At 59.7% G+C, this 26,962-nt stretch carries 25 protein-coding genes; 9 read left to right on the forward strand and 16 right to left on the reverse strand.

Translation table 11 applies throughout. From position 1 onward, the window contains the following. Positions 1–109: 109 nt before the first annotated feature. From ald to TBK1r_RS26900, 4 genes are all read right to left on the reverse strand, one after another. Positions 110–1,210: an alanine dehydrogenase gene (gene ald, locus TBK1r_RS26885; RefSeq protein WP_145217901.1), complete on the reverse strand. Its 1,101-nt coding sequence runs from the start codon at positions 1,208–1,210 to the stop codon at positions 110–112. A 237-nt stretch (positions 1,211–1,447) separates the two neighbouring features. Beyond that, the gene (locus TBK1r_RS39125; protein ID WP_419580437.1) at positions 1,448–2,638 is read right to left on the reverse strand and encodes a hypothetical protein; all 1,191 of its coding nucleotides are present in this window, start codon (positions 2,636–2,638) and stop codon (positions 1,448–1,450) included. After that, positions 2,544–3,908 carry a hypothetical protein gene (locus TBK1r_RS26895; protein WP_145217903.1) on the reverse strand — a complete coding sequence of 455 codons (1,365 nt, stop codon included), beginning with the start codon at positions 3,906–3,908 and terminating at the stop codon, positions 2,544–2,546. The genes TBK1r_RS39125 and TBK1r_RS26895 overlap by 95 nt, the downstream gene beginning before the upstream one ends. A 5-nt stretch (positions 3,909–3,913) precedes the next feature. Further along, entirely contained in the window at positions 3,914–4,558 is a 645-nt protein-coding gene (locus TBK1r_RS26900) for an RNA polymerase sigma factor (RefSeq protein ID WP_145217905.1), read from the reverse strand. A gap of 278 nt (positions 4,559–4,836) precedes the next feature. Here TBK1r_RS26900 and TBK1r_RS26905 point away from each other — a divergent pair, with 278 nt between their 5' ends. Further along, positions 4,837–5,523 (forward strand): rhamnogalacturonan acetylesterase, encoded by a 687-nt coding sequence (locus TBK1r_RS26905; protein ID WP_419580438.1) that lies wholly within the window; start codon positions 4,837–4,839, stop codon positions 5,521–5,523. Positions 5,524–5,610: 87 nt separating this feature from the next. On the opposite strand, the gene TBK1r_RS26910 is transcribed toward TBK1r_RS26905, so the two are convergent. Then, positions 5,611–6,102, reverse strand: coding sequence for a hypothetical protein (locus TBK1r_RS26910; protein ID WP_145217907.1), 492 nt, complete (start codon positions 6,100–6,102; stop codon positions 5,611–5,613). Between the two features lie 310 nt (positions 6,103–6,412). Between TBK1r_RS26910 and TBK1r_RS26915 the strand changes: the two genes are divergently transcribed. Beyond that, positions 6,413–7,765 carry a hypothetical protein gene (locus TBK1r_RS26915; RefSeq protein ID WP_145217909.1) on the forward strand — a complete coding sequence of 451 codons (1,353 nt, stop codon included), beginning with the start codon at positions 6,413–6,415 and terminating at the stop codon, positions 7,763–7,765. Here TBK1r_RS26915 and TBK1r_RS26920 read toward each other — a convergent pair. Next, positions 7,757–8,704: an amidohydrolase family protein gene (locus tag TBK1r_RS26920; protein ID WP_145217911.1), complete on the reverse strand. Its 948-nt coding sequence runs from the start codon at positions 8,702–8,704 to the stop codon at positions 7,757–7,759. The two genes, TBK1r_RS26915 and TBK1r_RS26920, sit on opposite strands and share 9 nt — an antisense overlap. Before the next feature lie 205 nt (positions 8,705–8,909). On the opposite strand from TBK1r_RS26920, the gene TBK1r_RS26925 reads away from it, so the two are divergent. Together TBK1r_RS26925 and TBK1r_RS26930 are read left to right on the forward strand one after the other, a co-directional pair. Continuing rightward, on the forward strand, positions 8,910–9,326 hold the full coding sequence (locus TBK1r_RS26925; RefSeq protein ID WP_145217913.1) for a hypothetical protein: 417 nt from the start codon (positions 8,910–8,912) through the stop codon (positions 9,324–9,326). Between the two features lie 144 nt (positions 9,327–9,470). Continuing rightward, entirely contained in the window at positions 9,471–10,667 is a 1,197-nt protein-coding gene (locus TBK1r_RS26930; RefSeq protein WP_145217915.1) for a phosphorylase family protein, read from the forward strand. 9 nt (positions 10,668–10,676) lie between these two features. Here TBK1r_RS26930 and TBK1r_RS26935 read toward each other — a convergent pair whose 3' ends face one another. The 3 genes from TBK1r_RS26935 to TBK1r_RS39130 are packed head-to-tail and all read right to left on the reverse strand — an operon-like array spanning position 10,677 to position 13,498. Next, positions 10,677–11,945: a tetratricopeptide repeat protein gene (locus TBK1r_RS26935; RefSeq protein WP_145217917.1), complete on the reverse strand. Its 1,269-nt coding sequence runs from the start codon at positions 11,943–11,945 to the stop codon at positions 10,677–10,679. Continuing rightward, entirely contained in the window at positions 11,942–13,324 is a 1,383-nt protein-coding gene (locus tag TBK1r_RS26940; RefSeq protein WP_145217919.1) for an ATP-binding protein, read from the reverse strand. The genes TBK1r_RS26935 and TBK1r_RS26940 overlap by 4 nt, the downstream gene beginning before the upstream one ends. A 39-nt stretch (positions 13,325–13,363) precedes the next feature. Further along, complete coding sequence (locus TBK1r_RS39130; protein ID WP_372899467.1) at positions 13,364–13,498, reverse strand: hypothetical protein; 135 nt, start codon at positions 13,496–13,498, stop codon at positions 13,364–13,366. A gap of 246 nt (positions 13,499–13,744) precedes the next feature. Here TBK1r_RS39130 and TBK1r_RS26945 point away from each other — a divergent pair, with 246 nt between their 5' ends. Then, positions 13,745–14,851: a quinone-dependent dihydroorotate dehydrogenase gene (locus TBK1r_RS26945; RefSeq protein ID WP_145217921.1), complete on the forward strand. Its 1,107-nt coding sequence runs from the start codon at positions 13,745–13,747 to the stop codon at positions 14,849–14,851. Positions 14,852–14,953: 102 nt separating this feature from the next. Here TBK1r_RS26945 and TBK1r_RS26950 read toward each other — a convergent pair whose 3' ends face one another. Beyond that, complete coding sequence (locus tag TBK1r_RS26950; protein WP_145217923.1) at positions 14,954–15,175, reverse strand: hypothetical protein; 222 nt, start codon at positions 15,173–15,175, stop codon at positions 14,954–14,956. Between the two features lie 83 nt (positions 15,176–15,258). Beyond that, positions 15,259–15,942 carry a sugar-binding protein gene (locus TBK1r_RS26955; RefSeq protein ID WP_145217925.1) on the reverse strand — a complete coding sequence of 228 codons (684 nt, stop codon included), beginning with the start codon at positions 15,940–15,942 and terminating at the stop codon, positions 15,259–15,261. A 108-nt stretch (positions 15,943–16,050) separates the two neighbouring features. Here TBK1r_RS26955 and TBK1r_RS26960 point away from each other — a divergent pair, with 108 nt between their 5' ends. The 3 genes from TBK1r_RS26960 to TBK1r_RS26970 all read left to right on the forward strand — a co-directional run bounded on the left by TBK1r_RS26960 (position 16,051) and on the right by TBK1r_RS26970 (position 19,887). Beyond that, a complete protein-coding gene (locus tag TBK1r_RS26960; RefSeq protein ID WP_145217927.1) occupies positions 16,051–17,628 on the forward strand; it encodes a sulfatase-like hydrolase/transferase in 1,578 nt (525 codons plus the stop codon). Continuing rightward, on the forward strand, positions 17,625–18,671 hold the full coding sequence (locus TBK1r_RS26965; protein ID WP_145217929.1) for a DUF6807 domain-containing protein: 1,047 nt from the start codon (positions 17,625–17,627) through the stop codon (positions 18,669–18,671). The genes TBK1r_RS26960 and TBK1r_RS26965 overlap by 4 nt, the downstream gene beginning before the upstream one ends. A 178-nt stretch (positions 18,672–18,849) precedes the next feature. Beyond that, complete coding sequence (locus TBK1r_RS26970; protein WP_145217931.1) at positions 18,850–19,887, forward strand: aldo/keto reductase; 1,038 nt, start codon at positions 18,850–18,852, stop codon at positions 19,885–19,887. Between the two features lie 212 nt (positions 19,888–20,099). Here the strand turns inward: TBK1r_RS26970 and TBK1r_RS26975 are convergent, their stop codons facing one another. Both TBK1r_RS26975 and TBK1r_RS26980 read right to left on the reverse strand, forming a co-directional pair. Beyond that, positions 20,100–20,495, reverse strand: coding sequence for a DUF4430 domain-containing protein (locus tag TBK1r_RS26975; protein WP_419580439.1), 396 nt, complete (start codon positions 20,493–20,495; stop codon positions 20,100–20,102). Between the two features lie 172 nt (positions 20,496–20,667). Further along, on the reverse strand, positions 20,668–21,024 hold the full coding sequence (locus TBK1r_RS26980) for a hypothetical protein (protein ID WP_145217935.1): 357 nt from the start codon (positions 21,022–21,024) through the stop codon (positions 20,668–20,670). A gap of 279 nt (positions 21,025–21,303) precedes the next feature. On the opposite strand from TBK1r_RS26980, the gene TBK1r_RS26985 reads away from it, so the two are divergent. Continuing rightward, positions 21,304–22,260 (forward strand): cytochrome c, encoded by a 957-nt coding sequence (locus TBK1r_RS26985; RefSeq protein ID WP_145217937.1) that lies wholly within the window; start codon positions 21,304–21,306, stop codon positions 22,258–22,260. Here TBK1r_RS26985 and TBK1r_RS26990 read toward each other — a convergent pair whose 3' ends face one another. The 3 genes from TBK1r_RS26990 to TBK1r_RS39135 are packed head-to-tail and all read right to left on the reverse strand — an operon-like array spanning position 22,261 to position 26,817. Beyond that, positions 22,261–23,388: a c-type cytochrome gene (locus TBK1r_RS26990; protein WP_145217939.1), complete on the reverse strand. Its 1,128-nt coding sequence runs from the start codon at positions 23,386–23,388 to the stop codon at positions 22,261–22,263. Positions 23,389–23,440: 52 nt separating this feature from the next. After that, positions 23,441–25,867: a PVC-type heme-binding CxxCH protein gene (locus TBK1r_RS26995; protein ID WP_419581600.1), complete on the reverse strand. Its 2,427-nt coding sequence runs from the start codon at positions 25,865–25,867 to the stop codon at positions 23,441–23,443. Then, the gene (locus TBK1r_RS39135; RefSeq protein ID WP_419580440.1) at positions 25,801–26,817 is read right to left on the reverse strand and encodes a ThuA domain-containing protein; all 1,017 of its coding nucleotides are present in this window, start codon (positions 26,815–26,817) and stop codon (positions 25,801–25,803) included. The genes TBK1r_RS26995 and TBK1r_RS39135 overlap by 67 nt, the downstream gene beginning before the upstream one ends. Positions 26,818–26,962: the final 145 nt, after the last annotated feature.

The raw sequence follows: 26,962 nt of genomic DNA on the forward strand, positions 1-26,962 counted from the left end.
ACACCAGCGCAGGTTGGTGTCTAGCCTTTAGGCGATTCCCGGTCGCTGCGGAGCAGCGAAATGAGCGGCTGAAGCCTGCACACCAGCGCAGGATGGTGACGTCGCGATTCTACCAGCCGGAATGCGTCATCCCGAAGGCGTTGGCGACGGCCGCGTTGGTGATGGCGCCTTGGTGCACGTTGACGGCTTCTCGCAAGGGGCCGGCGGCGTCGATCGCGGCTTGGCCGCCGAGTTCCGCCAGGCGGATCACCCAGGGCATCGTCGCGTTGCACAGCGCGAACGTGCTGGTGCGGCCCACTGCGCCGGGCATGTTGGCGACACAGTAATGCACGACATCGTCAACGATGTAGGTCGGGTTGCTGTGCGTCGTCGGACGTGTGGTTTCAATACAGCCCCCTTGATCGACGGCGACATCGATCACGACGCTTCCCGGTTTCATCAAACGCAGGTCTTCCTTGCGAACCAGTTGAGGCGCTTTGGCACCGGGGATCAGCACCGAACCGACGACCAGATCGGCTCGCTGGATTTGATCCAAGATCGTGTGGCGATCACTGTACAACGTATTGACGTTGGCGGGCATGATGTCGTCGAGATAACGCAACCGATCCAGGTCGACATCCAGAATCGCGACATCGGCTTGAAAGCCTGCCGCGATCTTTGCCGCGTTGGAGCCGACGATGCCACCGCCGAGAATCGTGATGTGTGCCGGCGGAACTCCGGGCACTCCGCCCAGCAAGATGCCGCGACCCATCTGGGGGCGTTCGAGGTACTTGGCGCCTTGTTGAATGCTCATCCGCCCGGCCACTTCGCTCATCGGCGTCAACAGCGGCAAACGCCCCTTGCTGTCACGCAAGGTTTCATACGCGAAACACGTCGCGCCGGTGTCGATCATCGCATCGGTCAACTCGCGGCTGGCGGCGAGGTGAAAGTAGGTGAAGAGCAATTGGCCCGAGCGGATCAAGGCAAACTCTTCGGGTTGTGGTTCTTTGACTTTCACGATCAGGTCGGCCTGCTCGAACACGTCCGCACCCGACGCGACCATTTCCGCTCCGGCCCGCAGGTAGTCGTGATCGGGGAGCCCCGATCCCAGTCCCGCGGAGGATTCGACGATCACACGGTGACCGCGGGCCACCAATTCTTCGACGCCGACCGGCAGCAGGGCGACGCGGTATTCATCGGATTTCACTTCCTTGGGAACGCCAATAATCATCTATCGAATCTCTGGTGGTTGGTCCGCAATCTTCGCCGCGACAACAGGCATCCCGTAGGAGAGCACAGCAAGTCGATGGAGGTTAAGCGTAGCGAGACGCGGCATCGGTTCCAAGGCTCCGCCACAGAACCGCAGGCGAAGTAGGATGGGATGCCGTTGCGTCCTTCGTAGGGCGAGGCGACGGACGCCGTGCGGCCCCTCGCTAACGCGTGCGGGCTGAAATGGACAGGCCGTCCCTCACTCCACCACGTGCCAGCGGACGAGCATGGCCAGGTGCGACAGGGCTTCGCCAGACGTGATGCTGGAGGTGGGGCTGGTGACGGCCACACTACCCGCCAAGGTCCACTTGTCGGCAACGGTGGCGATGGAAGTGGCCAGCTCGGCGGTTTCCAGTTCTACACGGTCCATCGACTGTCCGGTGCCGAACGTCGCCGCAACGACTTCTTCGGGGCCAGAGGCGAGTTGGATTCCCAGGTGGAGTCGTCCCTTTTTACCGTCCGCGTCGATCTCCGGTTTGATTCTTCCGAACAGTCCCAGCAGCGGTGAATAGGTTTCGGGACGGTAGGCGGTCTGATTGCCGGTGTTGACGTCGATGGTTCCGTTGGATCCCACCACGGGGGTCAAGGAAACCACATAACTGCGACGCAAGCCCGATGAAACTTTCGCGACCCGGTGGTTATCGCAACGCAGCGACAGCCGCGCCGCCGAAGCATCGTTGGCAAGTTTTTCGAGGGACGCCGCGTCCGAGGCGAGCGCCGTCGCCGATTGCTCGGACCCGACTTCCACGATCCGCACGTCGACTTGAACCGTGGGGCTGGTGTTGTTGCCCACTCGCAGCAAGTCCAACAGCTGCGTGACCCTGGTGTGGACGGCTTGTGTGTGCGTGACGATCATCATCGATGCGACGATCGACAGTTTGCCACCGGCGCCGTCAATGGTCAGCCACGCGGTGTCATCATCAGACAGATGGTCAAGCACCACTTGTTCCAAGGCTTCGCGGGTCATACGACTGGGCAGATAGGTTGGACTGGGACCGGGCATTCCCCCCATTCCGCCACCCATGCCTCCGTCGAGCTGCGGCAGGATGTTGTCGGGGATTCGGAAGAAGCCACCTCCGCCTCCCATGCCGCCTCCGCCTCCGCCTCCCATGCCGCCACCCATGCCTCCCAATCCGCCACCCATTCCGCCGCCAAACCCGCCGACGGACGTCCGAACGGTCTTGCCGGCTTCTTCCGCGTCGTCGGCCAACATGCTAGGGGCGTCCAGTAGATCGGCGATGTTGTAGACCTTGGTCACATACGGTGCCGAGGGGGCGCCCCCGCCGACTTGGGCGTCAGCCGATGTCATGCCGAGTGTCAGCCAGGCGAGCACAGCGGTAGTCGTCCAGAGCATCCGAGAATTGTTGCTGCGAAGTGTTAGAGCGTTCATGAGGGGTTCCTTTGGAGTCTTCGATCCATTGTTGAAGGGTGGGTTGAATGTTGGCGAAGTGCATGCGGGCCGAAACGAGTGCCGGCGTCAAATCTTGACGAGCAGCGGCTTGTGCCAAAAACGCTCGGGCCTGCGGCGTGTTTCGCGACAGCAGCACCAGGTAGGCGGGCTGGCGAAATCGGCCGCGCAGGATCATGGACGCGAGCACTTGATCGAGCTGTTCGCCTGGAACCGATGCCAACACAAAGGCCGCGGCGGTTCGTACCGGCGCATTGCGTTCGCGCATGCGCATGATCAGTGTTTGAAGGTGTGACCGATGGAGTTCTCGAGACGCTGCCCCGACTGCGGACCTCCAACGCGCGTCCTGGGCCAGTTCCAGCAACACCTCGACGCCTTCGGGATTCGGAGACGCTGCAATGTTTCGGCACAGTCGCGTTCGATCGGGATCGTCTTGCGCGTAGCGAATCAACTCGATCGACTGTCCCACCGTGGCCTCGGTGGCCAAGCGTTCGAAAGCCATCGCCCGGACCGACCGATGCGACAGCCAATGAAACAGAACCGCGCGTTGCGAATCGGCGGCAGCGGCGCACACCAGATCAAACGCCTTTCTTCTCTGCTGCGGGTCGACCAGCTGCGGCACGAGCGAAACCGCGGCGCGCTGCGAGCGGGCGTCTTGATGAGCGAGATAGTCGCGTGATTGACGCCACGAATCGCTGTCGACTTCTCCGGCTCGATCGACGAATGCGGCGAACTCGGCCAATCGCTGTTCATGATCGATGACGGGCTGACCGGGGCGCGCCGGTGTGCGGGCGAGCTTGGCAGGTTGAGGGACCGGTTCCGGTCGGGGCGGACTGGATTGAGTCCGTTTGCCTTTGGGGCTGGGCGACGGGGACGGTGAAACGACACCGGCATGCGTCTTGGGCTGATCGGGGGCGTCGATCGGACTCGGCCGTCGCTGCGCGGTGGCTGCGTCTGCTAAGTCCGTCGGGGCGTGGTTGGTCGACGAATCCGGCACGGTGACGGCGGCGACGGAGGTGTCTTGTTGTCCGGGGTCGTTTCGAACCCACATGGCCGCCCCACCCAGGATCACGAACAGCCCCATCGCAGCCAAGCAGAGCGTCACACGTTTTCGCCGCACGACACGTCGTCGCGACAACACCGTCCACTGTTGCTCACTTTGACGCAGCAATGGATCGACGGCGCCGGAGTGGTCGGGGGCGTCCGCCGGATCGCTGGCGCGGAGCAGTTGATCAAGTTTATCTGGATTCATAGTGGTCAATCCCGATCGTCGAGAACAAAGGGCTCGAGCAATTCACGCAGTCGTTTCCGCGCGGCATGCAAATTGGCGTGAACCGTTTGCGGCGTGATGTCCAGCAATTGCCCGACTTCACGTGCGGTCATGTTTTGCCACACCATCAGACCAAACACCTCGCGTTGTCGATCCGGCAGCTCTCGCACGGCCGCCGCAACCACGCTGCGCACCTCGGCGTCGAGCACCTGTTGAGTCGGGCCGCGTTCCGGGGTGACCAGATTCTCGCTTTGCGAATCGCATCGGCTGTGTCCATCACGCTGGATGTCTGGTGGCGGAGGCAGGTTTTCTTGCCGGCGTCGTTGGGCGGCCATCCCATCGCGAACGGCGTGAATCACGATTTTGGTGAGCCACGTGTCGACATGCGATTGGCCTCGAAATTGGCGCCATGATTTGGAAGCTTTCAGCAATGCGTTTTGAACCGCCTCGGCCGCGATGTCCTCATTTCCGGACAGCCGTCGTGCGATCGCGATCAGTTTGGGCAAACCCGCCGAGACCGCTCGGGAAAATTCGGGTTCGGTCAGCGATTCTTGCATCGACGCCCGCCGCGTGGATGTGCGTTGACAGACCCGACGATCTTCGAACAGACTGTCAAACGCGGCATCCATCATGAAACTCGGTGGTTAGCGACATCCCCTTAGACCGATCCGGACCCCAAAACCTCAAAAAGAAAATCGGCTGGCAACCGATTTTAAACGACTATTCTATGTCGCCGCGCGCCGCTGTGGTGTGGCAGCCCCGATCCGGCCGATGACGGCACTCTGCGGCGGGCTGCCAGAATCGGGCTCGCGAACCAGCCCCATCCAGGCCACGAAAGACTCCTCACAATGACCCGTGCGATCAAAGCTGTGGCGAAACGAACGAATCAACGACCAAGGTAATCCCTCTCGTGAGCAAATACGTACTACAACTTTCGTTTGCGTTGACAAGCTTGTTCCTCGGTGGGCAAGCGGTGATGGCACAAGCTCATCCCCTGAGAATCGGATTGATCGGTGACTCGACCGTCGCGACGACGTATGGATGGGGTCCCGCGTTTGAAGACCGCTGCACGGAGCAAACGAAAGTGCTTCATTTCGCAAAGAATGGAGCCACACTTGAGTCCTTGTCGAAAAAATTTGACGAGTTGCTGCAGCAGAAGCCGGACTATGTCATCATTCAATTCGGCCACAACGACCAGAAGCGTTACGGCCCGGACGTCTATCGAACCAAGCTGACTTCATACGTCGAAAGGGCGAAGCTGGCCGGCGTCAAGCCAATCGTTTTCAGTTCGGTCACGCGTCGGAATTTCGGCGACGACGGAACGATCCTGCCTCGGGAAGCAACGTTGAAAGCCGCCCTGCCGTCGTACGCCGCAACGGCTCAACTCGTTGCGAAGCAGCAGGGGGTGCCGTTTGTTGATCTGTATGGCATCAGTGTGAACCATCACAACACAATCGGCCCCCAGGAAAGCCGGCAGTACAACTTCAATCCTAGCGACACCACCCATTTCAGTCCCGCAGGAGCCGCCGCGACCGCAGAGCTGATCATCAAGGCGCTCAAAGTCGCGGTGCCCGAACTCAATGGCTGTTTCAAATGAGCCGATGAATCTTCCGGCGGGACGGCGACCACTCTGTACGTGTGGAGCAACCGTTCGCGTCGCGACGACGAGTTTCCCCAGGTGACTTCAATTATTCTGGGCCAAACGTCGCCAGATCAGCGCGACGAGCCAAAACGAAAAAACCACGGTCGGGGAGTCCCAGTCGGACGTCAGAATCTCCATCTTGCCGCGGCGGGTCAACGGATGATTGGGCCGCATCGTGGCGATTGATTCTTCGCCTCGCCGTAGCGTATAGCAGCGTGTGAATGCCGAATCAGTGGCCAGCAACAGCGGACCGCCCGGCGCATCGATGTCAAAGGATCGCCAGAACACCGATTGTTTTTGCGCCGAGGCGACTTCGGTTCCCTCATGTTCCAGCGTCCAATGTCCACTAAACACGCCCTGTTTCTTGACCGCGAAAACGACGCCGTCGACTACGATTGAACCCTGCTCGCTGGACGATCGCAGCCTGGTTTCTCCGTTGAGAACGTCTCCCTTCAGATAATAATTCCACGAACACACGCCTTGCGGCAGACATTGGATTGTCGTGCTCGTCTGGTTTGAAGTCGTGCTGGACATGGACAACGCGCCGACAGGGATGGATGGTGGATGGGATTCGTGACCGAGACTTTGTCGACCGGCTGTTCTCACTGGGCCGATTCCAATCGGAAAGGGGGCGCACCATTGCAATGCAGCTTTGGATTGACTGTAGCCGGGGATTCAATGCGCGAGCAACCGCATCGTACCAGGCTGCGCCGGCACGCTCACGTCGTTAGAATGGTTCGGACACCAATCTATCGAATCGATCGTTGCAAAACGGGTTGCCCCCATGGCGTCTGACGCATCACCCAGATCATCATCGTCAAGCAAACGAACCCTCATTGCGCTGATGGTCTGTCTCGGACTCGCCGTCTTGCTGTGCGGCGGTCCGCTGACATGGTGGGCCGCACGACGCTCGGCCGCCAGCGCCGAAGTTGCTGATCGCCGCGAAGAAATCCGTGCGCGGGGGCTGCCGATTGACGACGCATCCATGGAAGCCTTTCGTGTCCGAACCATGGGGCACGAAAAATCGCAACGCTGGATGAACGTCTTGGAGGAAATCCAGTCGCAGGCGTTTGAGAATTCCTGTCGTGGCGTCCCCGTGGTTGGCATTACCGAAGAGGATGCCGATTACGTTTATGGTCAACCCTATCGCTTTGACGATGAAGTGCGACAGTTTCTTGGCCAGTGGGCGGAGCTGCGTGAAGAGATTCATGACATCACCGAGGGGACGGGCCCGATTTGGACGGACATCCAGATGGATTCCTTCAACACCCTGTTGCCATACGTCCAGTCTTCACGCAGCGTGGCGAGATTGCTGTCACTGGAGTTTGAAGACGCGCTCCGGCGTGATGATCGCCGGCAAGCGTTCGGCAGCATGATGGCCATGCTCGGCGTGGCTCGGGCGTTCGAAAAAGAGCCGCTCATCATTTCGCAACTCGTGGTGATTGCGATTCACTCCATGGCGTTGAAACACGTCAAGGTAGCGATCGAGCATGATCTGTTCGACGAGATGCAGCTGAAAAAAATCCTCGAGCAATTGCGCGCCTTTGACGATTTCGGGACTCGTTACCGGCTCGCCATCGTGGGAGAACGCGCCATGTCGCAACCGGTCTTCGATGATTTGCAGCGTCTTGGGGAAGACGTCGGGATGCCGCCGGGAGGATTCAACCAACGGCCGATCGATGCCCTCGCTTCATTGGAGATCATGGAGAAAGCCGAATCGATCACCACCGATGACCTGTCTGACTTCTTTATTCACACGGCCGCACTCGATTCGGATTTCAATCAGCAAATCCAACGGGCCGGCTGGCTGAAAAAGCTGGAGACGATCGTGACCAGCCTGACGGTTCCGGCGCTCGGTGCGGCCGGCAAAGCGTTCGTGCGTTCGGCGATGGAGAATCGGATCGCCAAGATCGGCATCGGGCTCCGGCTGTTCGAAAAACGTCATGACCGCTGGCCCGCCAGTTTGGACGAACTGACTGCCGCGGACTTGGACGCTACCTTGGGCCCGATCGATCCGACCGGCAACGTGCCCTTCGGCTTCCGCGTGATCGACGGCAAGGCACAGGTTTGGGGATTTGACCCGCAAAGCCCCGGCGACAGCACGCCGTCCGAGCCGATCGATGTCGACCAACTCGACGCGCATGAGGAACACCTGAAGTACTGGTCTTGGGAATTGCAGCCGGCCGAGTCACCGTAGGTGCTGCGGGTTGATCCCATAGACTCGGATCGCGTTGTCACGCATGCCCTTTCGCAGCGCCGAGTCTCCTTTGGATGCCAAGAACTCCTGCACGATTCGAACCACATCGTCGACGCTGCCGAAGTGCGTGCTGACGCCCCAGTTGGTCGCAAAGATCACTCGGTCTTCGCCGAACGCCGCAAAGCAGGGTTCCAGCACAGGGAGGTACGTTTGCAGATCGGTGGGGGCTTGTTCGACGAACGGCTTGGTGCCGGCGAAGTTGACGATGCTGGAGATTTTCATGAAGACGTTTTCAAACGTCGCGCAACGGGCGACCGCCTGTTTCCATTGATCGCTCACCTTGCCATCGACCATGTTCGCGCGAAAGCAGTGATTGATCACAATCTTTAGCCGTGGAAATGTGGCGGCCAACTCGGCGACGTCGTCTGCGTGGCTCGGTTCGATCAGCAGATCAACGACCATTCCATCGGTTTGGAGCGTCGCAAGATTCTTGCGCGCCGTTTCGTTCTTGAGGTAACCGGAAAGTTCATCGAACCGAAATCGATAACCGTTCAGGTAGCCGGTCTGCTTGTACCGCCGGTGATGCGTTTGGAAATCTTCCGATGAGAGGTCAGCGCGAGCGACATAGCCGCAAACGAGATCGGACTTGGCTTGATCGAGCAGCCAGTCGTTGAATTGGGGTTGGTCCTGGTCGACGGCCTCAACGACCAACGTGGATTGAATGCCCAGTCGATCGGCGAGTTCGCGGTAGTCCTCGGGAACGACGACGTGGCCGAGCGTGTTCTGAGGTTCGCGTTTGACCGTTTGATTTTCCAGGGCGATCTGCTCGCGACCCTTGAAATGGGTGTGCGGGTCGATGATCCACGGCTGTTCGGCGATCGCCGTGATGGAAGTCAATGCCAGCACCGATAGCGATGCCGCGAACTGCAGAACGTTCATGAGGGGGGCCAATGTTGGAATACCGGGGCAACGACGGGCGAGGCGATGCCCGTCTCGACGCAATGATAACCCGAATGCGATGAGTTGGTCCCATTTTGGTCGATCCCGCCCCGACGGACCATCTCACCTCCCAAGTGCAATTCGCGGAACATCGATCCGGCGGCGGGGTTACACGGGAGGAAGGTCGCATGCCCAAGGAGTCCCAATGAATCGTTGCAGCCGATATTTGTGTTGTTCAGCACTGTTGCTGGCGTTGATTGTCGGGTCTGGAAACACATCGGCGCAGGAGCGGTCAGAGTCGACGTCGACGGTTGCCAAGCTGCAAACCCATGCGATTCCCGATGGATTTCCACCGGACGTTTTAGCCCAGTTTGCATCGGTCGTCCCCGTCGAGAGGATGATTTATTTTGCCGAACGACGCCAACTGGTGGTCTATGGGAAACCAGAATTACAATTGGAGGTGATGAAAAGGATAGTCGCCGTTCCCCGCGAACAGCGTCCGCCAACGACAGCCGCAGTAGAACCTCCTGGGCAAGTCAAGGCCCTGTCGTTGCCGCGCCGCCCCGTGACGATCGTTCATCTGAAAGACCTGGATCTCTTGCTGATTCGATTCGGTCGTTGACCAGAGTTCCACGTGGTGGGACACACCGCACCTGCCGAGCGAGCGCGATGTGAGCATCACCGCGCGTGCCCGGTGGCATGCACCGCATGGCCCACGCTGCGACTCGACTAGCCGGCGGATCGGAGATCGTTCACAATTGCGTTCATGCATGAAACCTTTCGAATCGATCCGAATGTGTCCGAACAGGGGCTCGGTGAGCAGATCGCCGCTGCTTGCGAGCAGATGGAGGAAACGTATGCCGACGGTTTCTATTCCAAGTTGACCGTCTATCGGCATTGGTCCAAGCACAATCCCGAGTTGTCCGGCAAGATCGCCCGGCCGCGCGCCTATCGCTGGTACTTGCGCCGCGAGTTACTGAAGCTGGCCCGGCGTGGTGCGGAAATCACGATCGCGCGTTCGCGTCCGCGGGTCGATTTGAATTCTCCACAGTTGTTGGAGATGATTGATGAGACCGATTTTGATTTGACCCGCAAGAAGGTCTTTTTGTTCGGCCCCGAACGCAGCGAGTTGTCGATCAAGCGGCTGGAGCATTACACCGGGACCAATGCGGAAGACTTTCAACGTTACGTGCTGTTGACCAACTACAACATGCACATCGCGGCGTTCATTCGTCAGTTTCCGGATTGCGAGCGGTCCAAGCGTGACGATGTGCAGATGCCGACGCTGCATCATCGGGAACCGGACAATCGCGGCATCAGCATCGTCAACATCGGGGTCGGTCCGTCCAACGCCAAGAACTTGACGGATCATTTGGCGGTGCTGCGTCCGGACGCGGTGTTGATGGTGGGGCACTGTGCGGGGGTACGGAACCATCAAGAGATCGGCGACTTTGTTTTGGCATCAGGCTACATGCGGGGCGATCACTTGCTGGACGAAGCCTTGCCGCCGGCGGTGCCGATCACGCCCAGTTTTTTGCTCAATCGCGCACTGGCCAGCGCGCTCGACGAAGCGGAATTGCCTTACCGGATCGGTGCGGTCTACACGACGGCGGATCGGAATTGGGAGCTTTCGCTGCGCAAGGCATTGGATCATTTGCGAGTCAGCCGCAGCATCGCCGTCGACATGGAATCGGCCACGGTCGCCGCCAATGGTTTTCGATATCGAATTCCCAACGCCACGCTGTTGTGTGTCTCGGACAAACCCTTGCACGGGCAACCCAAACTGCCTGGTGCGGCGAGGGCCTTTTATGACGAAACAAAGAAACAACACTTGGCCGTCGCGACCAATGCCATCGCCAGGATCAAGCAGGAGTATCCCGATGGATTGCCCAATAGCGATATTCGAGCGCCCGAAGAGTCGCTGCTGGAAGGTCCCGACGGGAGTTCCAAGGAATCCTGGTAAGGAAGCCGATCACCTGCGATTCTGGGCGACGGCCAGGTAACCCGCCGCGACCTGCAGTCCGATGATGCTCCAGTTGAAATTTCGGAACGCTCGGGCCAGCGGGACGCCGCTGTCTTGGGCGACCGATTGAACGACGCCGTAGACCGGAAGCAGTCCGACCAGCAGCCCCAGTCCCCCGATCAACAGACCGCGTTTGGAGGTCGGCATCGCAAAGGCGGCGGTGACCGGGACGCACATCAGCGTCCAGTAGAACGCGACCACGGCAGCGGCAAACCAGCCACCGATCGCAATCGAGTAGATCGCCCCGCCAGCGGCGCAGATCAAACACGATGCCACCAGATTGGATCGCCAGATCATTCGAGACGTCAGCAGGTGACGCCCGAAATGGTGAAACCGCAGCAACGTGTTGAAGATCGCGTCGGAGGTCCACGTCAGGACGGCAAACACCATGTATGCCATCAAGATCAGCGGGATGAAGGGCCGAATCCATGGCACGCTGTCGCCGGCACCACTGAGCACTTGGATCAACAGCCAGGCTCCGAAGATGATCGCGAATTGATGTTTCCGAGAAAGTCGGCTGAGCGCGATGTGGAACTTTCGGACCGAGCGAAACAGCAGGCTGCGGCTGCTGATCGCGTCGATCATTCCTTCGCGGGCCAGTTCGTTGGTCGGGTCCAATCGCAACGCTTCGCGGAACGCATTTTGGGCTTCCTGGTACTTGCCCGAGTTCAGTAGTGCCCAGCCGTGCGACGAGTGTGCGTACGAATCGTCGGGGCTGTTCTTCAGGTTTTTGGCGGCCGATTGAAGCGCTTCTCCGGTGCGGCCGAGACGTTCCAACGCGATCGTGCGGATGTTGTTGCAGCCGGCGGATTCCGGGTCGATGGCGAGTCCCTGTTCGGACAGACTCAGCGCGGTCGACCAGTCGCGGGTCGCCAATTTAATTTGCGCCGCTTGTGCGAAGTAGTCGGCGTCGTAAGGGTCCAGCCGGATGGCTTGTGAGATCGCTTCGTAGGCTTCGTCAAAATGGTTCCGTTTCCAAAGCACTCGGCTGCGGACGAAATGCACAAACGGGGCGTCCGGTTCCGCCGCGACGGCCAACTCGGCTTCGCGGGTTGCGTCTTCGTAGCGTGATTCATCGGTGGCGGCGCAGATCGCCAACAGCGCATGGGCGAATCCGTCATCAGGATTCTCGGCCAGCATCTGACGGATCTCACGCTCGGCCATATCAAATCGCCCTTGGCCGATCAGCAGCTGGGCGCGGTCGTAGCGTTGTGTCATCGCTTGATCTTCAGGTAGTCCAAAATCGGGTCATAAGCACCGCCTTCGTTGGAATAGAGCGCGTGGTTGCGTGCGGTGGAAAACCATTCGCCGGTGCTCGGTCGACAGCGTTTGACGGCCGACATCAGATCACCCGTCGTGATCGGTTTGGGCAATCCCGTTTTCACTGCTTCCTTCAATTTCGTTTCAACCGCGGTGTCGACGACCGAGTTCAAATCCGCACCCGAAAAGTCCGCGGTTTTGGCGGCGAGTTTTTCCAGGTTGATCTTCTCCGTCGGCTTTCCGGCAAGTGCCAGTTTCAAGATTTCGATGCGAGCTTCCGCGTCCGGCGGCGGGACAAAAATGATTCGATCGAATCGGCCGGGGCGACGAAACGCGCTGTCCAAGTGCCACGGTGCGTTCGTGGCGGCGAGAAACAAGACGCCGTCATTGTCCGTCTCCACGCCGTCCAGCTCGGACAAGAACTGATTGATCAGATGTCGGCCGCTGCTGCGACGCATGTCCGATCGGCTGGCACCGAGCGCGTCGACTTCGTCAAAGAACACGACGCAGGGACGGTTGCGACGGGCTTGCTGGAACAGATTGTGGAGGTTCTTTTCGCTGTTGCCGACCCACATGTCCAAGACATCGCTGATTCCGATGCTCAAGAATCCCGCATCGATTTCTCCGGCCGTCGCCCGCGCGAGCATCGTTTTGCCACATCCCGGCGGCCCGTACATCAAAATGCCTCCGCCGACTTTTTTTCCGTAGGCGGCAAACATCTCGGCATGTTGCAGCGGATAGATGATTTTGACGCGGATGTCTTCTTTCACATCGGTCATGCCGCCGACATCGTCGAACTTGATCGACGGGGTCTCCAGGTCCGCGAATGATTCGTCGTCGATGTCCTGTTGGTCGAACCCCGCTTCGTCAACGTCGTCCAGCCAGCTGGCCGGTGTACGCTGGGCGGACTCGTCGGACTCGGATTCGAAGTTCAGGCCGAGCAGGCTTTCGAACGCCGCATCCGACAGATCGGGGTCGGCGTCGATCGCGTCTTTGTATTGATTGATCGCCGATCGAGTTTCGCCCTGGCCATGGAGCACACGGGCGTGCAGCAACAACGCCTCGGCCGGCGGATTTTTTTCGGCGACCAATGTTTCAAGGATTGCCAGTGCGTGCGAAAGCCGATTGGCGCGTCGGTAGCTGTCGGCGAGCCCGAGTTGCAGTTGGGTGTTGCCGGGGTGATGATGGAGCGCATCTCGATAGACCTGGGCGGCTTCCTCAGCCCGCGACATTTGCAGCAGCGTTTTGGCGAGGTGGTCCGCCAACGCAATGTTCTCAGGTGCCAAACGAACGGCTTGGAGCAAGGCATCCAAGGCGACTTGGTTGGGGTCATTCATGACGTTTTTCTTGGTGGGTCGATGAACGTGGGCTTGGGCTTATTCACCCAGACCGGCGATCGAGTGCACACAGGCAATGGTGGCAATCAAGCCGATCAGGGACAGCACGATGATCGGCAACCATGACGGGCCGGCTTTGTCGAATCGATCGAAGAGTCGTTGGGAAGCGTTCATGGATCGTTAGCGGTGGGAAGTTGCCGAGGAAAGGAAACCCGGTCCACGACATGCTAACAGTTGAGCATGCCAAGTACGACCGGCGGATCGCAGGATCGGTGATCCCAGGCGATGGTTCGACCGTTTTCCACCTGCAGGCCATTTTATGCTTGAGATCGGCGGTTAGAATGACACACCGGCAGTGCCCTTTCACTCAGTCCAGAGGTCTTGGAAGCGGGGCCGTGAACCACGGTCGCTGATCGCCCCATGATCTATCAACGTCTCCTTCGTCCACTGTTGTTTCGCTTTGATCCGGAGTGGGCGCACGATCAAGCGATCGCCTGGGGGGCGGTGGCCACGCGAATTCCCGGTCTGCTTCGCTGTGCGTCACGGATGCATCGCGTCGAAGATTCGCGGCTAAACATCCAGGTCGCCGGAATCTCTTTCGAGAATCCTCTCGGTCTGGCCGCGGGGTACGACAAATCGGGACGCGCGGTCGCGGCGATGGCGTCCTTGGGGTTCGGCCACCTCGAAATTGGATCGGTTTCGGCGATGCCCTCGGCGGGAAACGCCAAACCGCGTTTATGGCGATTGCCGATCGATCACGCGATCTGCGTTCATTACGGATTACCCAACGACGGTGCCGCCGCGGTCGCGAAACGATTGCAAGGCCAGTCGATCAGCACTCCGTTGGGGATCAACTTGGTCAACACCAATCATGGCGAGTGTTTGGGCGCGTTGAGCAACGACGAGATCATTCAGGACTACGTCACCGCGGCCGAAACGTTGCAGGCGTGTGCGTCGTATTTCATGCTGAATCTGAGCTGTCCCAACACCTCTGATGGCCGAGCTTTTTTTGACACGCCGGGACGCCTCCGCGAGCTACTTGATCGACTGGCATCGATTTCCATCGACGTCCCCCTGTTTCTGAAACTCTCGCCAGACTGGGACGATGCAGCAATCGATCGGATCTTGCAGACCGTTGATGGCTTCGATTCGGTCGCCGGGTTCATGTTCAATTTGTCGTCGCGGCGGAGGTCGGGTTTGGCGACGCCGCGCGAGATTTGGAACGATTGGCCCGGCGCGATATCGGGTAAGCCGACAAGGGAATGGATGGACGGGCGGATCGTCAGTCTGTACCGGAAAATGGATCGCCGGCGTTATCGGATCATCGCCGCGGGCGGAGTGGTGACCGCCGAGGATGCCTATCGCAAACTCCGCGCGGGCGCCTCGCTGGTTCAGTTGTTGACGGCGCTGGTGTACGAAGGTCCGGGAGTGGTTCGCCGGATCAATCGTGGGCTGCTGAAATTAATGGAGCGGGACGGCGTCTCGCACGTCGCGGACATCGTGGGCACGGATGCCGATCCATCGTAGCGCATGCCGTGGCGTACGCTTCCAGCTTGCGATCCGGGCCGAAGGCCCGTGGCGATGTAGGGGATGCTGTGCCCGCCATGGTTGAAGCACCGCGGTACCGACTCACTTCAGTCGAATCCAACGCAGTCCGTTAAACATCTCGACGTCGTGCGGCTTGACGCGGAGCAGCCAACGACCGTCGCGAAAGACAACGGTCGATCGCGTGCGGCCGATCGGTTCGTCAAAGTGATTCGTCTTTGTTGTCTTGTAAGAAAACCACTCGGAGCGATGGTTGGCCTTGCAGATTTCCACCTGGATTCCCCTGCCCACTCGAAACGATTGCATCGCACATTCCTCCCTGGTTGATTGACGCGGCAATCATCCGTCGGGTGTGCGACACCCTTGGTCACTGAGCTTGGACGCGATGTCTACTCGGCGGCCGGCTGCAGAACCAACGTGCCGAAGTTTGACGTGTCTTGCCAGGAATCGTCGTCGGTGTGATTCCATTTGGCGACCGCGCCGCGTTCGCCGCTGCCCGGGTCGTCGTTGACTTGCAGTTCGACGCCCAACTTTCGGCCGGCGGTCAGTGGTTCGCCCTGGATCTTGATCGCCATTTCGACGACGTAGCCCGTTTTGGTTTTGCGAGCAGCCGCTTTCAAGTTGGATTCGTCAAAACCGGCGACTTGCCCCGACAGTTCGCCTTTGTAATTGACCCGGTATTGTGCGTCGTCGGATTCATAATAGGTTGTTCGTTTTTGGTTCTCATCCAAGAAGAATTCGACCGAATCCTGGGCCCATGAATCACTCGCGTCAGCGGACAGGTTCGAGTCTTTGACCTGCCAAAGTGCGTAGAGATGATCTTTGTCCCACAGCACGCGCACGGTCGCCGTCGCCATCTCGTCTTCGTCGACGGCAAGTAACCCTTCGACGGGCTTGTTGACGTTGACGCGGGGCGCCTTCTTCCACGCTTCGTCGACCTTGCCATCGATCTCGGGAGTTCCCTGGATCGCCTTGATCGTCGGTTCCTGTGGTTTGGGTTTCGCGTCCTCCTGGGCGACGGTCGGGCTGACAAAGGCGAGGCATACGGCGGAGAGTAGGGTCAGGCGGTTCATGATTGGAATTCCAATGACGAGGGGAGGTGAAAAGTGGAATGCCCATCGATGTTATACTGTCGCCAGGGGAGACTCTGTGTCCGAAAAGGCGTCCACTGGGGCCAATCGATGAACTATTTCCGTTTGCTTGTACTGGTGCTCTTGGGCGCGTCGTGTGTCGCCGCGGACGAGCGACCCAACATTCTGTTCATTTATACCGACGACCAGTCGTCGCGAACGGTCGGTTGCTATCCCGATTCGTTTGACTGGGTGGAAACGCCCAATCTCGACGAACTCGCCAAGACCGGAGTCCGGTTTTCACATGCTTACATCGGGTCCTGGTGCATGCCTTCGCGGGCCACGCTGTTGACCGGGTTGCACCAGCACGGGATCGAGTCCATGCGGATGGTCGGCCAATATCCCGGCAGCGACTACGATCCGAAACAGTGCCGATTCTGGCCAAGCGTGTTTCGTGCCAACGGATACACAACCGCTCAGATCGGCAAGTGGCACACGGGGATTGATCCCGGTTACGGCCGCGACTGGGATTATCAAATCGTGTGGAACCGGCCACGTCATCCCGAGAATTCGCCGAACTATTACGACAACCAGTTGATCAGCAAGAACGGCGGCCCGCCGAAGATGACCAAGGGCTATAGCACCGACAATTACACCCATTGGGCGGTCGAGTACATTCACGGTGAAGGCCGCGCGGCGGACAAGCCCTGGTACCTCTGGCTCTGTTACGGAGCCGTGCACGGACCGTTCACGCCGGCCGACCGCCATTTGGACGAGTACCCCGGCATCGATGTGCCGTTCCCCGCCGATGTCTATCCGCCGCGGCCGGGAAAGCCGAAGTACGTTCGCGAAATGGAGTTCTGGGAACCCGGCCCCGACGGCGTGCCGGTTGAACGCAAGGTCCGCGACTTAGGCCCTGTCGGCATGAAGGACATTCCTGGACGCCCGCTCGCCGATTGGATTCGCCAATACCATCAGGGCGTATTGGCCATCGACGAGGGAGTCGGCCGCCTGATGAAAGCACTCAAGGATTCCGGACAAGATGAAAACACCCTGGTCGTCTTTACGTCCGACCAAGGGTTTGCGTGGGGCCAAAAGGGGTTCAAGTCCAAAGTCGCTCCGTATCGGGGGACGGTCGAAGCGCCGTTGATCATTCGTCCGCCCGGAAAGATCGCTGATCGTTGTGCCGGACGGGTCATCGAGCAACCGGTCAGCGGCGTCGACTTGCCGCCGACGTTCTTTCGGTTTGCCGGAATCGATCTGCCCTGGAAGATGCACGGGTTTGATCTCAGCGAATTGTTTCAGTCGAAGGCGGAAAACTGGAATCACCATGCCATGCTGGTCCATACCGCGAAACAATACGGATCGGCGACCGATCAAATTCCGGCAAGCGATGATCCCGATTTGTACCATGGGCCAGGCGTCCCCTGGTACGTCATGTTGTGTGAAGGGCGTTACAAGTACATCCGTAATCTGGTCGCCGGTGAAACCGAAGAGTTGTACGACACGGAAAACGACCGCGAGGAATTGATCAACCTGGCGCACGACCCGACAAACGATCCTCTTTTGGAACGATTGCGGAACGCGACGGTCGATGAATTGAAACGCACCGAAGCGGGATTCGTCGATCAGCTTCCGCCAGTCGGGACCGAGCAAATCCGAAAAACGATGAAAGGAACTGAGGAATGAATCGCAGTGTGTTCGGCAATCGATGCCGTGTTGGGTTGTGGGTCGTGGTGGCCGTCTGTGCAATAGGACGATCGTCGATCGCACAAGATTATCGTCCGCCCCGGTGTGAGATCGTGCCGTTGGCCGATCATCAAGTCTCGCTGCGAATCGATGGTCGTGAAAAGCTGCGTTGGCACTATGGTGAGCAGTACCCGCGACCGTTTTTTTATCCGTTCAACGGACCATCGGGAGAAACATTGACGCGGATGGGGCACCCGGGCGCCCAGAATCATGATCACCATCGATCCGTCTGGTTTGCCCACCACAAAGTCGACGGAATCAATTTTTGGGCCGACGGCACCGGATCAAAAATCCGACAAACCCACTGGTACCGTTACCGAGATGGAGATGAAGAAGCCGTCATGGCGACACACTTGGTGTGGATCGACGGCGAAGGTGTTGAGCGGATGCAACAGGACGTCGTCGTCGCGCTGATGGGCATCGACAACGATGCGGAATCCGCCGAGCATGCGGTCGAGTTTCAGCTCGCGTTTCGTCCGGGCGAGGGACGAGACAAAGTAACGTTGGAGCAAACCAATTTCGGTTTCTTGGCCGTCCGCGTTGCCGCCAGTCTGTCAGCCTATTTCGGAGCCGGACGGCTGACCAACGACGCCGGGGTTCAAGGCGAACCAAGCCTGCACGAAAAGCGGTCTCGGTGGATGGATTATTCCGGACCGATCGCGGTTCCGGTCCCGGAAGGACGCAAGCTGGTCGAGGAAGGGATCACGTATTTTGATCACCCCAGCAATCCAGGCTTTCCGACGCATTGGCATGTTCGTCAAGACGGCTGGATGGGAGCGTCACCGGGGATGAAGTTCGCGATTGAGGTTACCAACGAGAATCCGCTGGTCCTTCGCTATCTGCTGTATGCCCATTCAGGTTCCGCTGATTTGGAACGCGCCGAAACGGTCCACCATGCGTTTGCCAATCGTCCGGGGTTTCGAATCCGTAAACCGAATCAAGATGAACCGCACCGGCAGTATGAGGTGGAGCGGATGCGGTAGTGGAAGGTGTTGGGGCAAGACGATGGGGGCAAGACGATGGGTGGCGTCGGGCATGAGGACGAGGTGATCCAGGAGACTCGCAAGCTGGAAGCTTACGCCACTGGTTGGGGATCGTCGGCAAACGTGTTAAAAGAATGGCCGGTCGGATGGACTGTTATTCTTTCTAGTGAGCACCTCGATGCAGCAACGTAGACTTGGACGCAGCGGAATCGTCGTCAGTGATATTTGTATGGGCACGATGACGTTCGGGCTTCAGTGTGACGAACCGACCAGTCATCGCATTTGCGACACGGCGTTCGACGCCGGAATCGATTTTTTCGACGCCGCGGAAATCTATCCCGTGCCGCCGTCGGCCGAACGATTCGGAGTGACCGAAGAGATTGTCGGTCGCTGGTTGAGCACCAAACCACGCGACTCGGTGATCGTGGCGACGAAGGTGACCGGGCCCGGGCACGGCTGGTTCAAGCCGCCGGTCCGCCACGGAAAAACCGCTTTAGATCGCAATCAAATCATCCGCGCCTGCGAAGATTCGCTGCGCCGGTTGGACACCGATTACATCGATTTGTACCAGACGCACTGGCCCGATCACGGCATGCCGTATGAAGAGGTGTTGGGCGTGCTGACGGAACTGCGTGACGAAGGAAAAGTCCGTGTCATCGGCGCAAGCAACGAAACCTGTTGGGGCATGATGAAGGCTTGTTGGGCGGCGGACGTTTACGACGTCGATCGCTACGAGACGGTGCAGAATAACTTCAGTCTGATCAACCGTCGCTGTGAAAGTGAGTTGGCGCAGGTCTGCCGCCGTGAAGGCATTTCGTTGCTGCCCTATTCGCCGCTCGGCGGTGGCGTGCTGACGGGCAAGTACCAGGATGGACCGCCGCCAGGGGCTCGCTTTACCGACTACCTGACCGGCGACGGGGAACGTCAGAAACGGATGGCCAAACGCTTCGTCAACGATCGCACGCTGGAGACCACGCGACGTCTGACCGAGATCGCCGGCAGCATCGGTGTCAGTGTGACCGCACTGGCGGTGGCCTGGAGTCGCCAGCATGACTTCGTCGCGTCAACCATCATCGGCGCCACGTCCGTCGAACAATTGAACGAATCGTTGGAAGCACGCGATCTGATTCTGTCCGATGAAATCTTGGCCCGCATCGACGAGGTCGACTTCGAGATCCCGACGCCGATGACCGAAGACGGCCTGCGGCGTCTCTAGTACGCAGGCAATTCCGAATGGTACGGGCCTACGTGCTGGTGTGCAGGCTTTAGCCGCATCGTCTCGCTGCTCCGCAGCGACCGGGGATCGCCTAAAGGCTAGACACCAACGTGCGCTGGTGTGCAGGCTTTAGCCGCATCGTCTCGCTGCGTCGCAGCGACCGGGAATCGCCTCAAGGCTAGACACCAACGTGCGCTGAATCCCGTGTCCGCTCAATTTTCGAACGTGCCGTAGGACCAGGTGACGGTTGTCGGCGGATGCAGCACGGTTTGGCCGATGCCTTGATTGGCGAATGCACCGTCGACTTTAAAGGTCCAGCCTTGGCTGGCATCGGTTTTGATGTCGCCGATCGAATCGACAAACGCGGTCGACCCGCTACCGGAAACGCTCACCGGCACTTGCTCCACCATCCGCATCACCGTCTCCAGCGTCGTTCCGTCGGCGACGTCAGGAACCTGAATCGACTGCGTCGCCGCATCCGCGGATTGGATTTCGAGGGTCACCACGCCGACAGCCGCATCGGACCCTGGCGGTGGAGGCGTTTGGCCGCAACCGACGGCGACCAGTCCGATCAACAGGCAGATCGATAACGTAAAAAAAGATCGCACGAAGACAAACTCGCTCATTTAGATGCCAGGGAAGCCAGTGACCGACTGCCACTGACTTTAGCACATGGCTACACGTGGCGTCAGCCAGTGGCGCGCGATGGCGGCGGGACACTACAACGCGCCGCTCGCGAACGCTTCCCGCTGGGATGTGTTGCCGCGCTGGGGGCTCGCGTCAGTTCGTGTGGATCGAACTTCCGTCGGAGAGTTTGCTGAGGAAATCGGGCAGGATGCCGACGTAGCAATTGCAGTGTTTGCACACGCTGGCGGCAGTGCTGATGGCAACGCCACAGCGTGAACAGGGACGCAGCTTGGGTTCACGCTCGACCGCCGGGGCGGGAGCCGCGGGGGCGTCACCGAGGATCCGCACCACGGCCGTGTCCGTCACGTCCTGACGCACCTGGTAGCCGAATACAAATTTCTCGCTGCAACGCGGACAACGTACCGTCTCGCCGATCAGATTCGTGCCGCCGCGCAGCTTGTGTCCGCGCGGGCATCGGCAGGTGATTCGTTCTTGATCGTTTTGTTTCATCTAATCTTTTCCCCTCGTTGAAGATGCGATTCCCTTCACACTCATTACAAACCCCAAGGACCCAGGCGGGTTCCGAATCAATTCGGGGCGCGAGCGAATTCGTCTTTCGCGTCGTCTTCTTGGCGGATTCAACCAGAACACGTTGACAGCCCGCAAACCCCCGCTCGGGTGTCGGCTGCCCCTTTCCTTTATCGGACGCTCGGCGCTGGATTCTTTGTGGTGCTAAACTGAATTAAACTGACGGAATCTATCCTGCCATTGCACCTGCCGAGTCACGTGATGAAGACCCGAAATCGCACTTTACCCGTTGCCGTCTTAGTGGGTGGTTCGGTGCTCTTTTCTGCCCATTCGTACATCGCGTGGGGCGAAGAAAAACGTGCGCCGGCGCCAAAGTTTTCTGCCGACGCGACCAAAGGCGTCTTCTTTGATTCAGTCGGCGATGCGATCCGCGGACAGCGGCCGACATTGCAAGCGTTGCGAAAGAAAAATGCCCAGGCGTCGAGTGTGGTTGTGGACGCACCCGAAGGCGGGGGTGGTGCGACAGCCGGACCCTGGGACAAGTTGATCTCCCCGACCTCGATCGAAGACGAGATCAAACGGATGAAGTTGCACTACGATTCCGTCGTCACTCAGCCCGGGCCGTTCAAGAGCGGAGGTTATGAGGAGGCTCGCTTGGACTTGATGGTGATGAGCAGTTTGTTTGCGATCATCAGCGAGTACGACGGCGATGTTCGCTGGAAGGAAGATGCGGCGGTCGCACGCGACCTGCTGGGGCGGACGGCGTTCAACTGCAATGCGGGAACGAATCAGGTGTTCAACGAAGCGCGGGCGCGAAAGGACGACTTGCAAGACCTGTTGTCGGGCACCGGACTGCGCGGCGGCAAGGCCGCCGAAACCAACGACTGGGCTTCGATCGCCGACCGTGCCCCGTTGATGGAATACGCCGAATTGCTCAAGGAGCAACTTCGCAATGCGACCAGCAACGCCGATGACGTCAAAGCGGAACCGAACGATGTCCGCCGCCCGGCGGAGTTGCTGGCGATCTTGGGCCGAATCCTGGTCAAGGAAGGCATGGACGACTCGGACGATGCCGACTACGTGGCGTTCAGCGAAGCGATGACCAAAGCCGCGCAGGGAGTGACACGGGGATTGGAGCTGGATGATTACGATGCGATCGGCAGAGCCGTCGGCGCGATCACCCAGTCATGTGATGATTGTCACGGCCAATACCGTTGATCAGCCTTTCTTCTTCAGCGTCATCATGTATTCCACGATGTCGATCAAGCCCTGCCGGCCGGTGATGTGGTGCAGGTTCTCCGGCATGATGGACTTGTCGCTTTTCTTGATCGTCACGACGTCTTCGGATGGAATCTTGCGATTGATCGCATCGGCCGTTCGGATCACCACTTCATCATCGGTCTGCGAGATCTTTAGTCCCGTGATCACTTGGCCTTCTTCGGTCAACACGCTGAAGTTTTCGTAGTTGTGGCTGATGCCCGCGCTGGGCGCCAACACGGCCGTTAACATCGCTTCACGCGAAAGCTTGGTTCCGATCTCCGACAGATTCGGGCCGACGTCCTTGCCGTAGTCGTTGACGATGTGACAGTTGGCACAAGTCCCTGCGCCGCGAAACAGTTTCTCGCCTGCGGCGACATCCCCGGTCATCTTGGCCAGTTCGTCGATCGGGGGTAAGGGCTGGGAATCTTTTTGGGCCGGTTGCGGCAACACGTTCGCGGCGGCTTTGCGAATGCCGCCGTCTTTGCTGCGCGCCAACAACGCGCCGGCAATCAGGACGGTGTCGCCGACCAGCGTTTTCTCGGTCGCTAAATCGATCAGCCGTTTTTCACCGTCCTTGGTTCGCGCCAACCCGGCGACGGCCGCGCGGCGCTGATCGTAGGGACGCTCGGCATCGGTCGCGACCTCGGACAGGAAATGATTGGCGCGTCCGTTACCGAGTAACCCGAGCGTTTCGATCACGCCGCGGGCCTGGTCGGGCGAGGCAAGCAAGTTGCGGATTTCTCGTCGTCCGGCATCAAGTTCCAACAACAACTCCGCCGATTCCACCGCCGCCGATCGATCATCACCGACCAACGCCACCGTCAGTTGCGATTCAATGCCATCGGGTTTGAAACGTTTGACCAGTTTCATGAATTCCGGCGTGCCCTCGCTGCGCCGGATCTGCCGCATGACGGCCTCCGCCACCGCGGGGTCGGAGCGGTAGTCATAGCCATCGATCCGCTCGATCGCCCGCACGACGATGGCGTCGCGACGAGCCTGCGCGGCATTGTCGGCAGCAGGCAAGCTTGATGGCGCGGTGAGGAGATACAGGAAGCCGACGGTCAGGATCAACGCGTGAAGTTTCATCGGGGGTGGGCAAAGAAGTGAAGGGAAAGGGGGACCAACAAAGCCGAGGCGTTCAGGGAAGCAGCCGTTTCAACGCGGCGCTGCGGACGTCCGAATCATGGAATTCGAGACTGCGAAAGTATCGATCCGTTTCACGCAGCGGTCGGTTCGGATCGGCGATCAATGAGACCATGGCGTCTGCCGCTTTAGGGGCCCGGATTCTCCAGACCACGTCTCGGCCGGCCGCCGTGTCCCAGCGGCCGTTGACGGCATCCAGGTAGGCTTCGAAACAGGCTTCGGGGCGGACGTCGCTTCCGATCCCGAGGGCTTCCAGATACCAGCGGTCCTGGCCGTCGTAGGCCGTTGCCAGCTTGGCCCACAGCGTCGGCATGGTGTCGCTGGTGTCGTAGCGGAGCGCGACAGCCAACTCGCGTCGCACCGCCGCCGATTCATCGTCGGCGGCGTCGGCCAGCCACCGAGACGGTTGGGCGGTCAGTTGCTTGGCCAAACGGATCGCCGTGATGCGAATGTCTGGATTGGAATCGGCCAAAGCCTTGGTCACATAGTGCTCTCCGCGTCCGTCGATCTTACCGAGCAACCACAGCGCGCGGGCTCGCAGTCGCGGATTGGAATCAGCGTAGAGTTCCAGCAATTCGGGTTCGGCATCGCGGCCCATCGCGTGCAGCGTTCTCCAGGCTCGCGAGCGGACGGCCAAGTTCGGGTTTCGCAGCGCTTCGACAGCGCCGTCGGCGGTGGTGAAGTCGAACGTCGGAATCGTGTAAGCCGACCCGGGAGGTGCCAGTCGAAACAGCCGTCCCCGGTCCGAGTCGCCTTGATTGTGACCTCCCACGCCGGGATCGTACCAATCGGTCACGAACAGCGAACCGTCCGGTGCGGTGCAGACGTCGGCCGGTCGGAACCAGCGGTCGGTGGTTCCCGTCATCAATGGCTCGATCGTCGCGGTGTATCCGGCGCCATCGGGCTTGGCGGGGTAAGCGCGGACCATGTTGGGGCCGGGGTCGCAGTGGATGATCTGGTCCCAAAAACGTTGCGGCAACAACCGGCCTTCGTAAAAGCAGATGCCGCTGGGCGAGCCGGCACCGGTTTGCAGCATGTTGGGGACGACACCGGGATCGTTTAGGTGCCAGTGACGGTGCATGATTTCGTCTTCTTGGTTGATCCGTTCGTCGCGCCAACCGCCGCCGGTGATCTCATCGCGATAACCGTAGTTGCCGTGTTCCATCACAAAGTTGATTCGCGTGCCGCGGTTGCCGTCATCGTCGTTGTCACTTTGCCAGAGTGTGCCGAACGAATCGACGGTGGTTTCCCAGTTGTTGCGAAAGTTGTGCGCCAGGACTTCGAAATTGGAACCGTCCAGATCGCATCGAAACGGCATGCCGCCGTACAACGGTGCTCCGTTGTCGATGACGGGGCGGCCGTGAATGTCGATGACCGTTTCGCCATCGGCGTCTTTGACTTGCTCGCCGGTGTTGCCGAAGTTCCAGTAGAGTTTTCCGTCGGGGCCGAACAGGAACGAATGGCCGGAGTGGTCGTGTTGGGGGTTGCCGACTCCGGTGAACATCGCGGTCTTGCTGTCCGGCACGTCATCGCCATCGGTATCGACGAAACGCCAGACGTTGGGCGAGGCGGTGACGATGACATCGGTACCGGTCGCGTTTTCGAGCACGCAGATGCCCATCGCTGAATCGATGTCGCGGCCTTGGTAAAACGTCTTGGCATCGTCCAAGACTCCATCGCCGTCGGTGTCCTCCAGGATCATGATCCGATCGCCTTCGGGGCGTGCGCCTTGATTGCGTCGATAATTCATCACGTCACAGACCCAAACGCGTCCGCGCGAATCGATATCCAGGTTGGTCAGGCTGCGGAGCAGCGGTTCGCTGGCCGCCAGGGTGGCTTCCAGACCTTCGGCGATCGTGATTCCCTTGATCGCGTTGGCAGGGTCGCGCTGGTCACCGTCGCTGGAGTTGTCCGGGGCGCTGCCCAGGGACGCCGGTGCGGCGCCGGCGTAGACGGCCAATCGGACGCTCGTGCTGGTGCCGCCGTTTTGACGCGTCCCCCCGGTGTCCAGGGCTCCGGTCGCCGTCAGCCGCGTGTAGCCCTCGGGGACCTTGAAGTGGATGACGCTGTTGGCGTGGGTCCCGATGGCGTGTTTTCCGATCACCTGGCCGTCGACCGACCAGGGGGCTCCACTGCAGTTGAGATCCTTGCCAACGCTGCCCCAACCGGTCGTCGCGGACTGCCATCCCAAGTCGACCAGTGACAGCGATCCGGCAGGACCGTGCAGGGTCGGGTCCACCCAGTCGACCCAATCGCATGCGAATCCATCTCCGCCGTCATCGACGATCAGAAACAAGTCCGACACGCCAGCGATCGAAGTATCGATTTCGACGCGATGGCGTTTCGTTTGGCTGGTCAGCGTGCCGGAAAGGAAGATCGGTTTGGCGGATTCAGTCGACTCTTTTTTTTTTGCGCCGTCAATTGAAACCGCTTGGCGGTTTCTTCTTCATCGAAATCATCGGGGCGTTCGTAATCTTGATCTTCCAGCAGACGTTTGATTCCGATCGGTTCTTCGCCCAACGAGGAGCCCTCCGGACCGATGGTTTCACCCGCGGTCCAGAGGATCGCGTTGGTCACCAAACGTCGCACGTCATCGTTGCCCCAGTTCCAATGGTAGTGTCCGCCGGTGAAGCCGAAGGACCGGCCGCCGTCGGGACGATCGTAAGCCCAGGCGACCGTTTGGGGTTCGCCCGCGGCAACACTCTTGCGAACGTGGGGATTGCCATGGTGTGGCCCGTCAGGCCGCTTCATGGTGTGATCGGGGGCGACCGCGGAAAGAATTGGCGTGACTTTGCCGAGTTCCGTAAACCGCAGGTGGAAGTACCACTCGTCGTCGGTTGCGAAGGGCTCGACGCCGCGTGTGATCGGATGGTCGGGCAGCGACTTGAATTCCGCCACCCAATGCGGATTGACGCTGTAGTTGATTTCGAAGTGGCCGCCGAGAAGCTCTTCCCAGTCTTTGCCGGGTTCACCGGGAACCATCTCGACCGCGTAGTGCAAGCACACCAACCCCGTTCCTTCGCCGAGACGTTGACGCAGTTGGTCGCGATGGTTCATCGCGACATGCCGCCCGCCGCCGTCGCAGTAAATGACGATCGTGTCGGCGGCGGCGATTTGGTCATCCGACGGCCAGCCGCGAACGAGTGTGACCCGAGCGGTGTCGCTGCTCTGTTGGATCGCGTCTTGCAGGATGCGAAGTCCCGCAAAGTGTTCATGAGCGCCGAATCGGTGCGACGGCGGACCGGCGACCATCAGGATCTGTTTGATCTCCGAGTCCGCGGCTGTTACCGGGGCGGCGGTCAAACCGAGGGAAAAGCAAACCGTCACGGATGCCAGGACGGTAACGAGCCAAGATCGATGTCGACGCATCATTTCGAAAAGCCTCGGGAGGCAGGCGGGGCAGGAAGCGGGCAGAAGGGAGCAGTCCGACGGCACCGCATTAACGGCACCGCAACCGCCCTAGTCTAGCAGCAACGCCCGCGCCGGGGGAGTCAGAGGGGCGGTACCCAGTACCCAG

The sequence above is a fragment of the Stieleria magnilauensis genome (genome assembly GCA_007753675.1).
Taxonomy (GTDB): domain Bacteria; phylum Planctomycetota; class Planctomycetia; order Pirellulales; family Pirellulaceae; genus Stieleria; species Stieleria magnilauensis.

Bases quoted from the DNA above. Each gene is read 5' to 3' on its own strand.
- ald (WP_145217901.1), bottom strand. From the start codon at position 1,210: ATGATTATTGGCGTTCCCAAGGAAGTGAAATCCGATGAATACCGCGTC.
- TBK1r_RS39125 (WP_419580437.1), bottom strand. From the start codon at position 2,638: ATGAACGCTCTAACACTTCGCAGCAACAATTCTCGGATGCTCTGGACG.
- TBK1r_RS26895 (WP_145217903.1), bottom strand. From the start codon at position 3,908: ATGAATCCAGATAAACTTGATCAACTGCTCCGCGCCAGCGATCCGGCG.
- TBK1r_RS26900 (WP_145217905.1), bottom strand. From the start codon at position 4,558: ATGATGGATGCCGCGTTTGACAGTCTGTTCGAAGATCGTCGGGTCTGT.
- TBK1r_RS26910 (WP_145217907.1), bottom strand. From the start codon at position 6,102: ATGTCCAGCACGACTTCAAACCAGACGAGCACGACAATCCAATGTCTG.
- TBK1r_RS26915 (WP_145217909.1), top strand. From the start codon at position 6,413: ATGGTCTGTCTCGGACTCGCCGTCTTGCTGTGCGGCGGTCCGCTGACA.
- TBK1r_RS26920 (WP_145217911.1), bottom strand. From the start codon at position 8,704: ATGAACGTTCTGCAGTTCGCGGCATCGCTATCGGTGCTGGCATTGACT.
- TBK1r_RS26925 (WP_145217913.1), top strand. From the start codon at position 8,910: ATGAATCGTTGCAGCCGATATTTGTGTTGTTCAGCACTGTTGCTGGCG.
- TBK1r_RS26930 (WP_145217915.1), top strand. From the start codon at position 9,471: ATGCATGAAACCTTTCGAATCGATCCGAATGTGTCCGAACAGGGGCTC.
- TBK1r_RS26935 (WP_145217917.1), bottom strand. From the start codon at position 11,945: ATGACACAACGCTACGACCGCGCCCAGCTGCTGATCGGCCAAGGGCGA.
- TBK1r_RS26940 (WP_145217919.1), bottom strand. From the start codon at position 13,324: ATGAATGACCCCAACCAAGTCGCCTTGGATGCCTTGCTCCAAGCCGTT.
- TBK1r_RS39130 (WP_372899467.1), bottom strand. From the start codon at position 13,498: ATGAACGCTTCCCAACGACTCTTCGATCGATTCGACAAAGCCGGCCCG.
- TBK1r_RS26945 (WP_145217921.1), top strand. From the start codon at position 13,745: ATGATCTATCAACGTCTCCTTCGTCCACTGTTGTTTCGCTTTGATCCG.
- TBK1r_RS26950 (WP_145217923.1), bottom strand. From the start codon at position 15,175: ATGCAATCGTTTCGAGTGGGCAGGGGAATCCAGGTGGAAATCTGCAAG.
- TBK1r_RS26955 (WP_145217925.1), bottom strand. From the start codon at position 15,942: ATGAACCGCCTGACCCTACTCTCCGCCGTATGCCTCGCCTTTGTCAGC.
- TBK1r_RS26960 (WP_145217927.1), top strand. From the start codon at position 16,051: ATGAACTATTTCCGTTTGCTTGTACTGGTGCTCTTGGGCGCGTCGTGT.
- TBK1r_RS26965 (WP_145217929.1), top strand. From the start codon at position 17,625: ATGAATCGCAGTGTGTTCGGCAATCGATGCCGTGTTGGGTTGTGGGTC.
- TBK1r_RS26970 (WP_145217931.1), top strand. From the start codon at position 18,850: ATGCAGCAACGTAGACTTGGACGCAGCGGAATCGTCGTCAGTGATATT.
- TBK1r_RS26980 (WP_145217935.1), bottom strand. From the start codon at position 21,024: ATGAAACAAAACGATCAAGAACGAATCACCTGCCGATGCCCGCGCGGA.
- TBK1r_RS26985 (WP_145217937.1), top strand. From the start codon at position 21,304: ATGAAGACCCGAAATCGCACTTTACCCGTTGCCGTCTTAGTGGGTGGT.
- TBK1r_RS26990 (WP_145217939.1), bottom strand. From the start codon at position 23,388: ATGAAACTTCACGCGTTGATCCTGACCGTCGGCTTCCTGTATCTCCTC.
- TBK1r_RS39135 (WP_419580440.1), bottom strand. From the start codon at position 26,817: ATGATGCGTCGACATCGATCTTGGCTCGTTACCGTCCTGGCATCCGTG.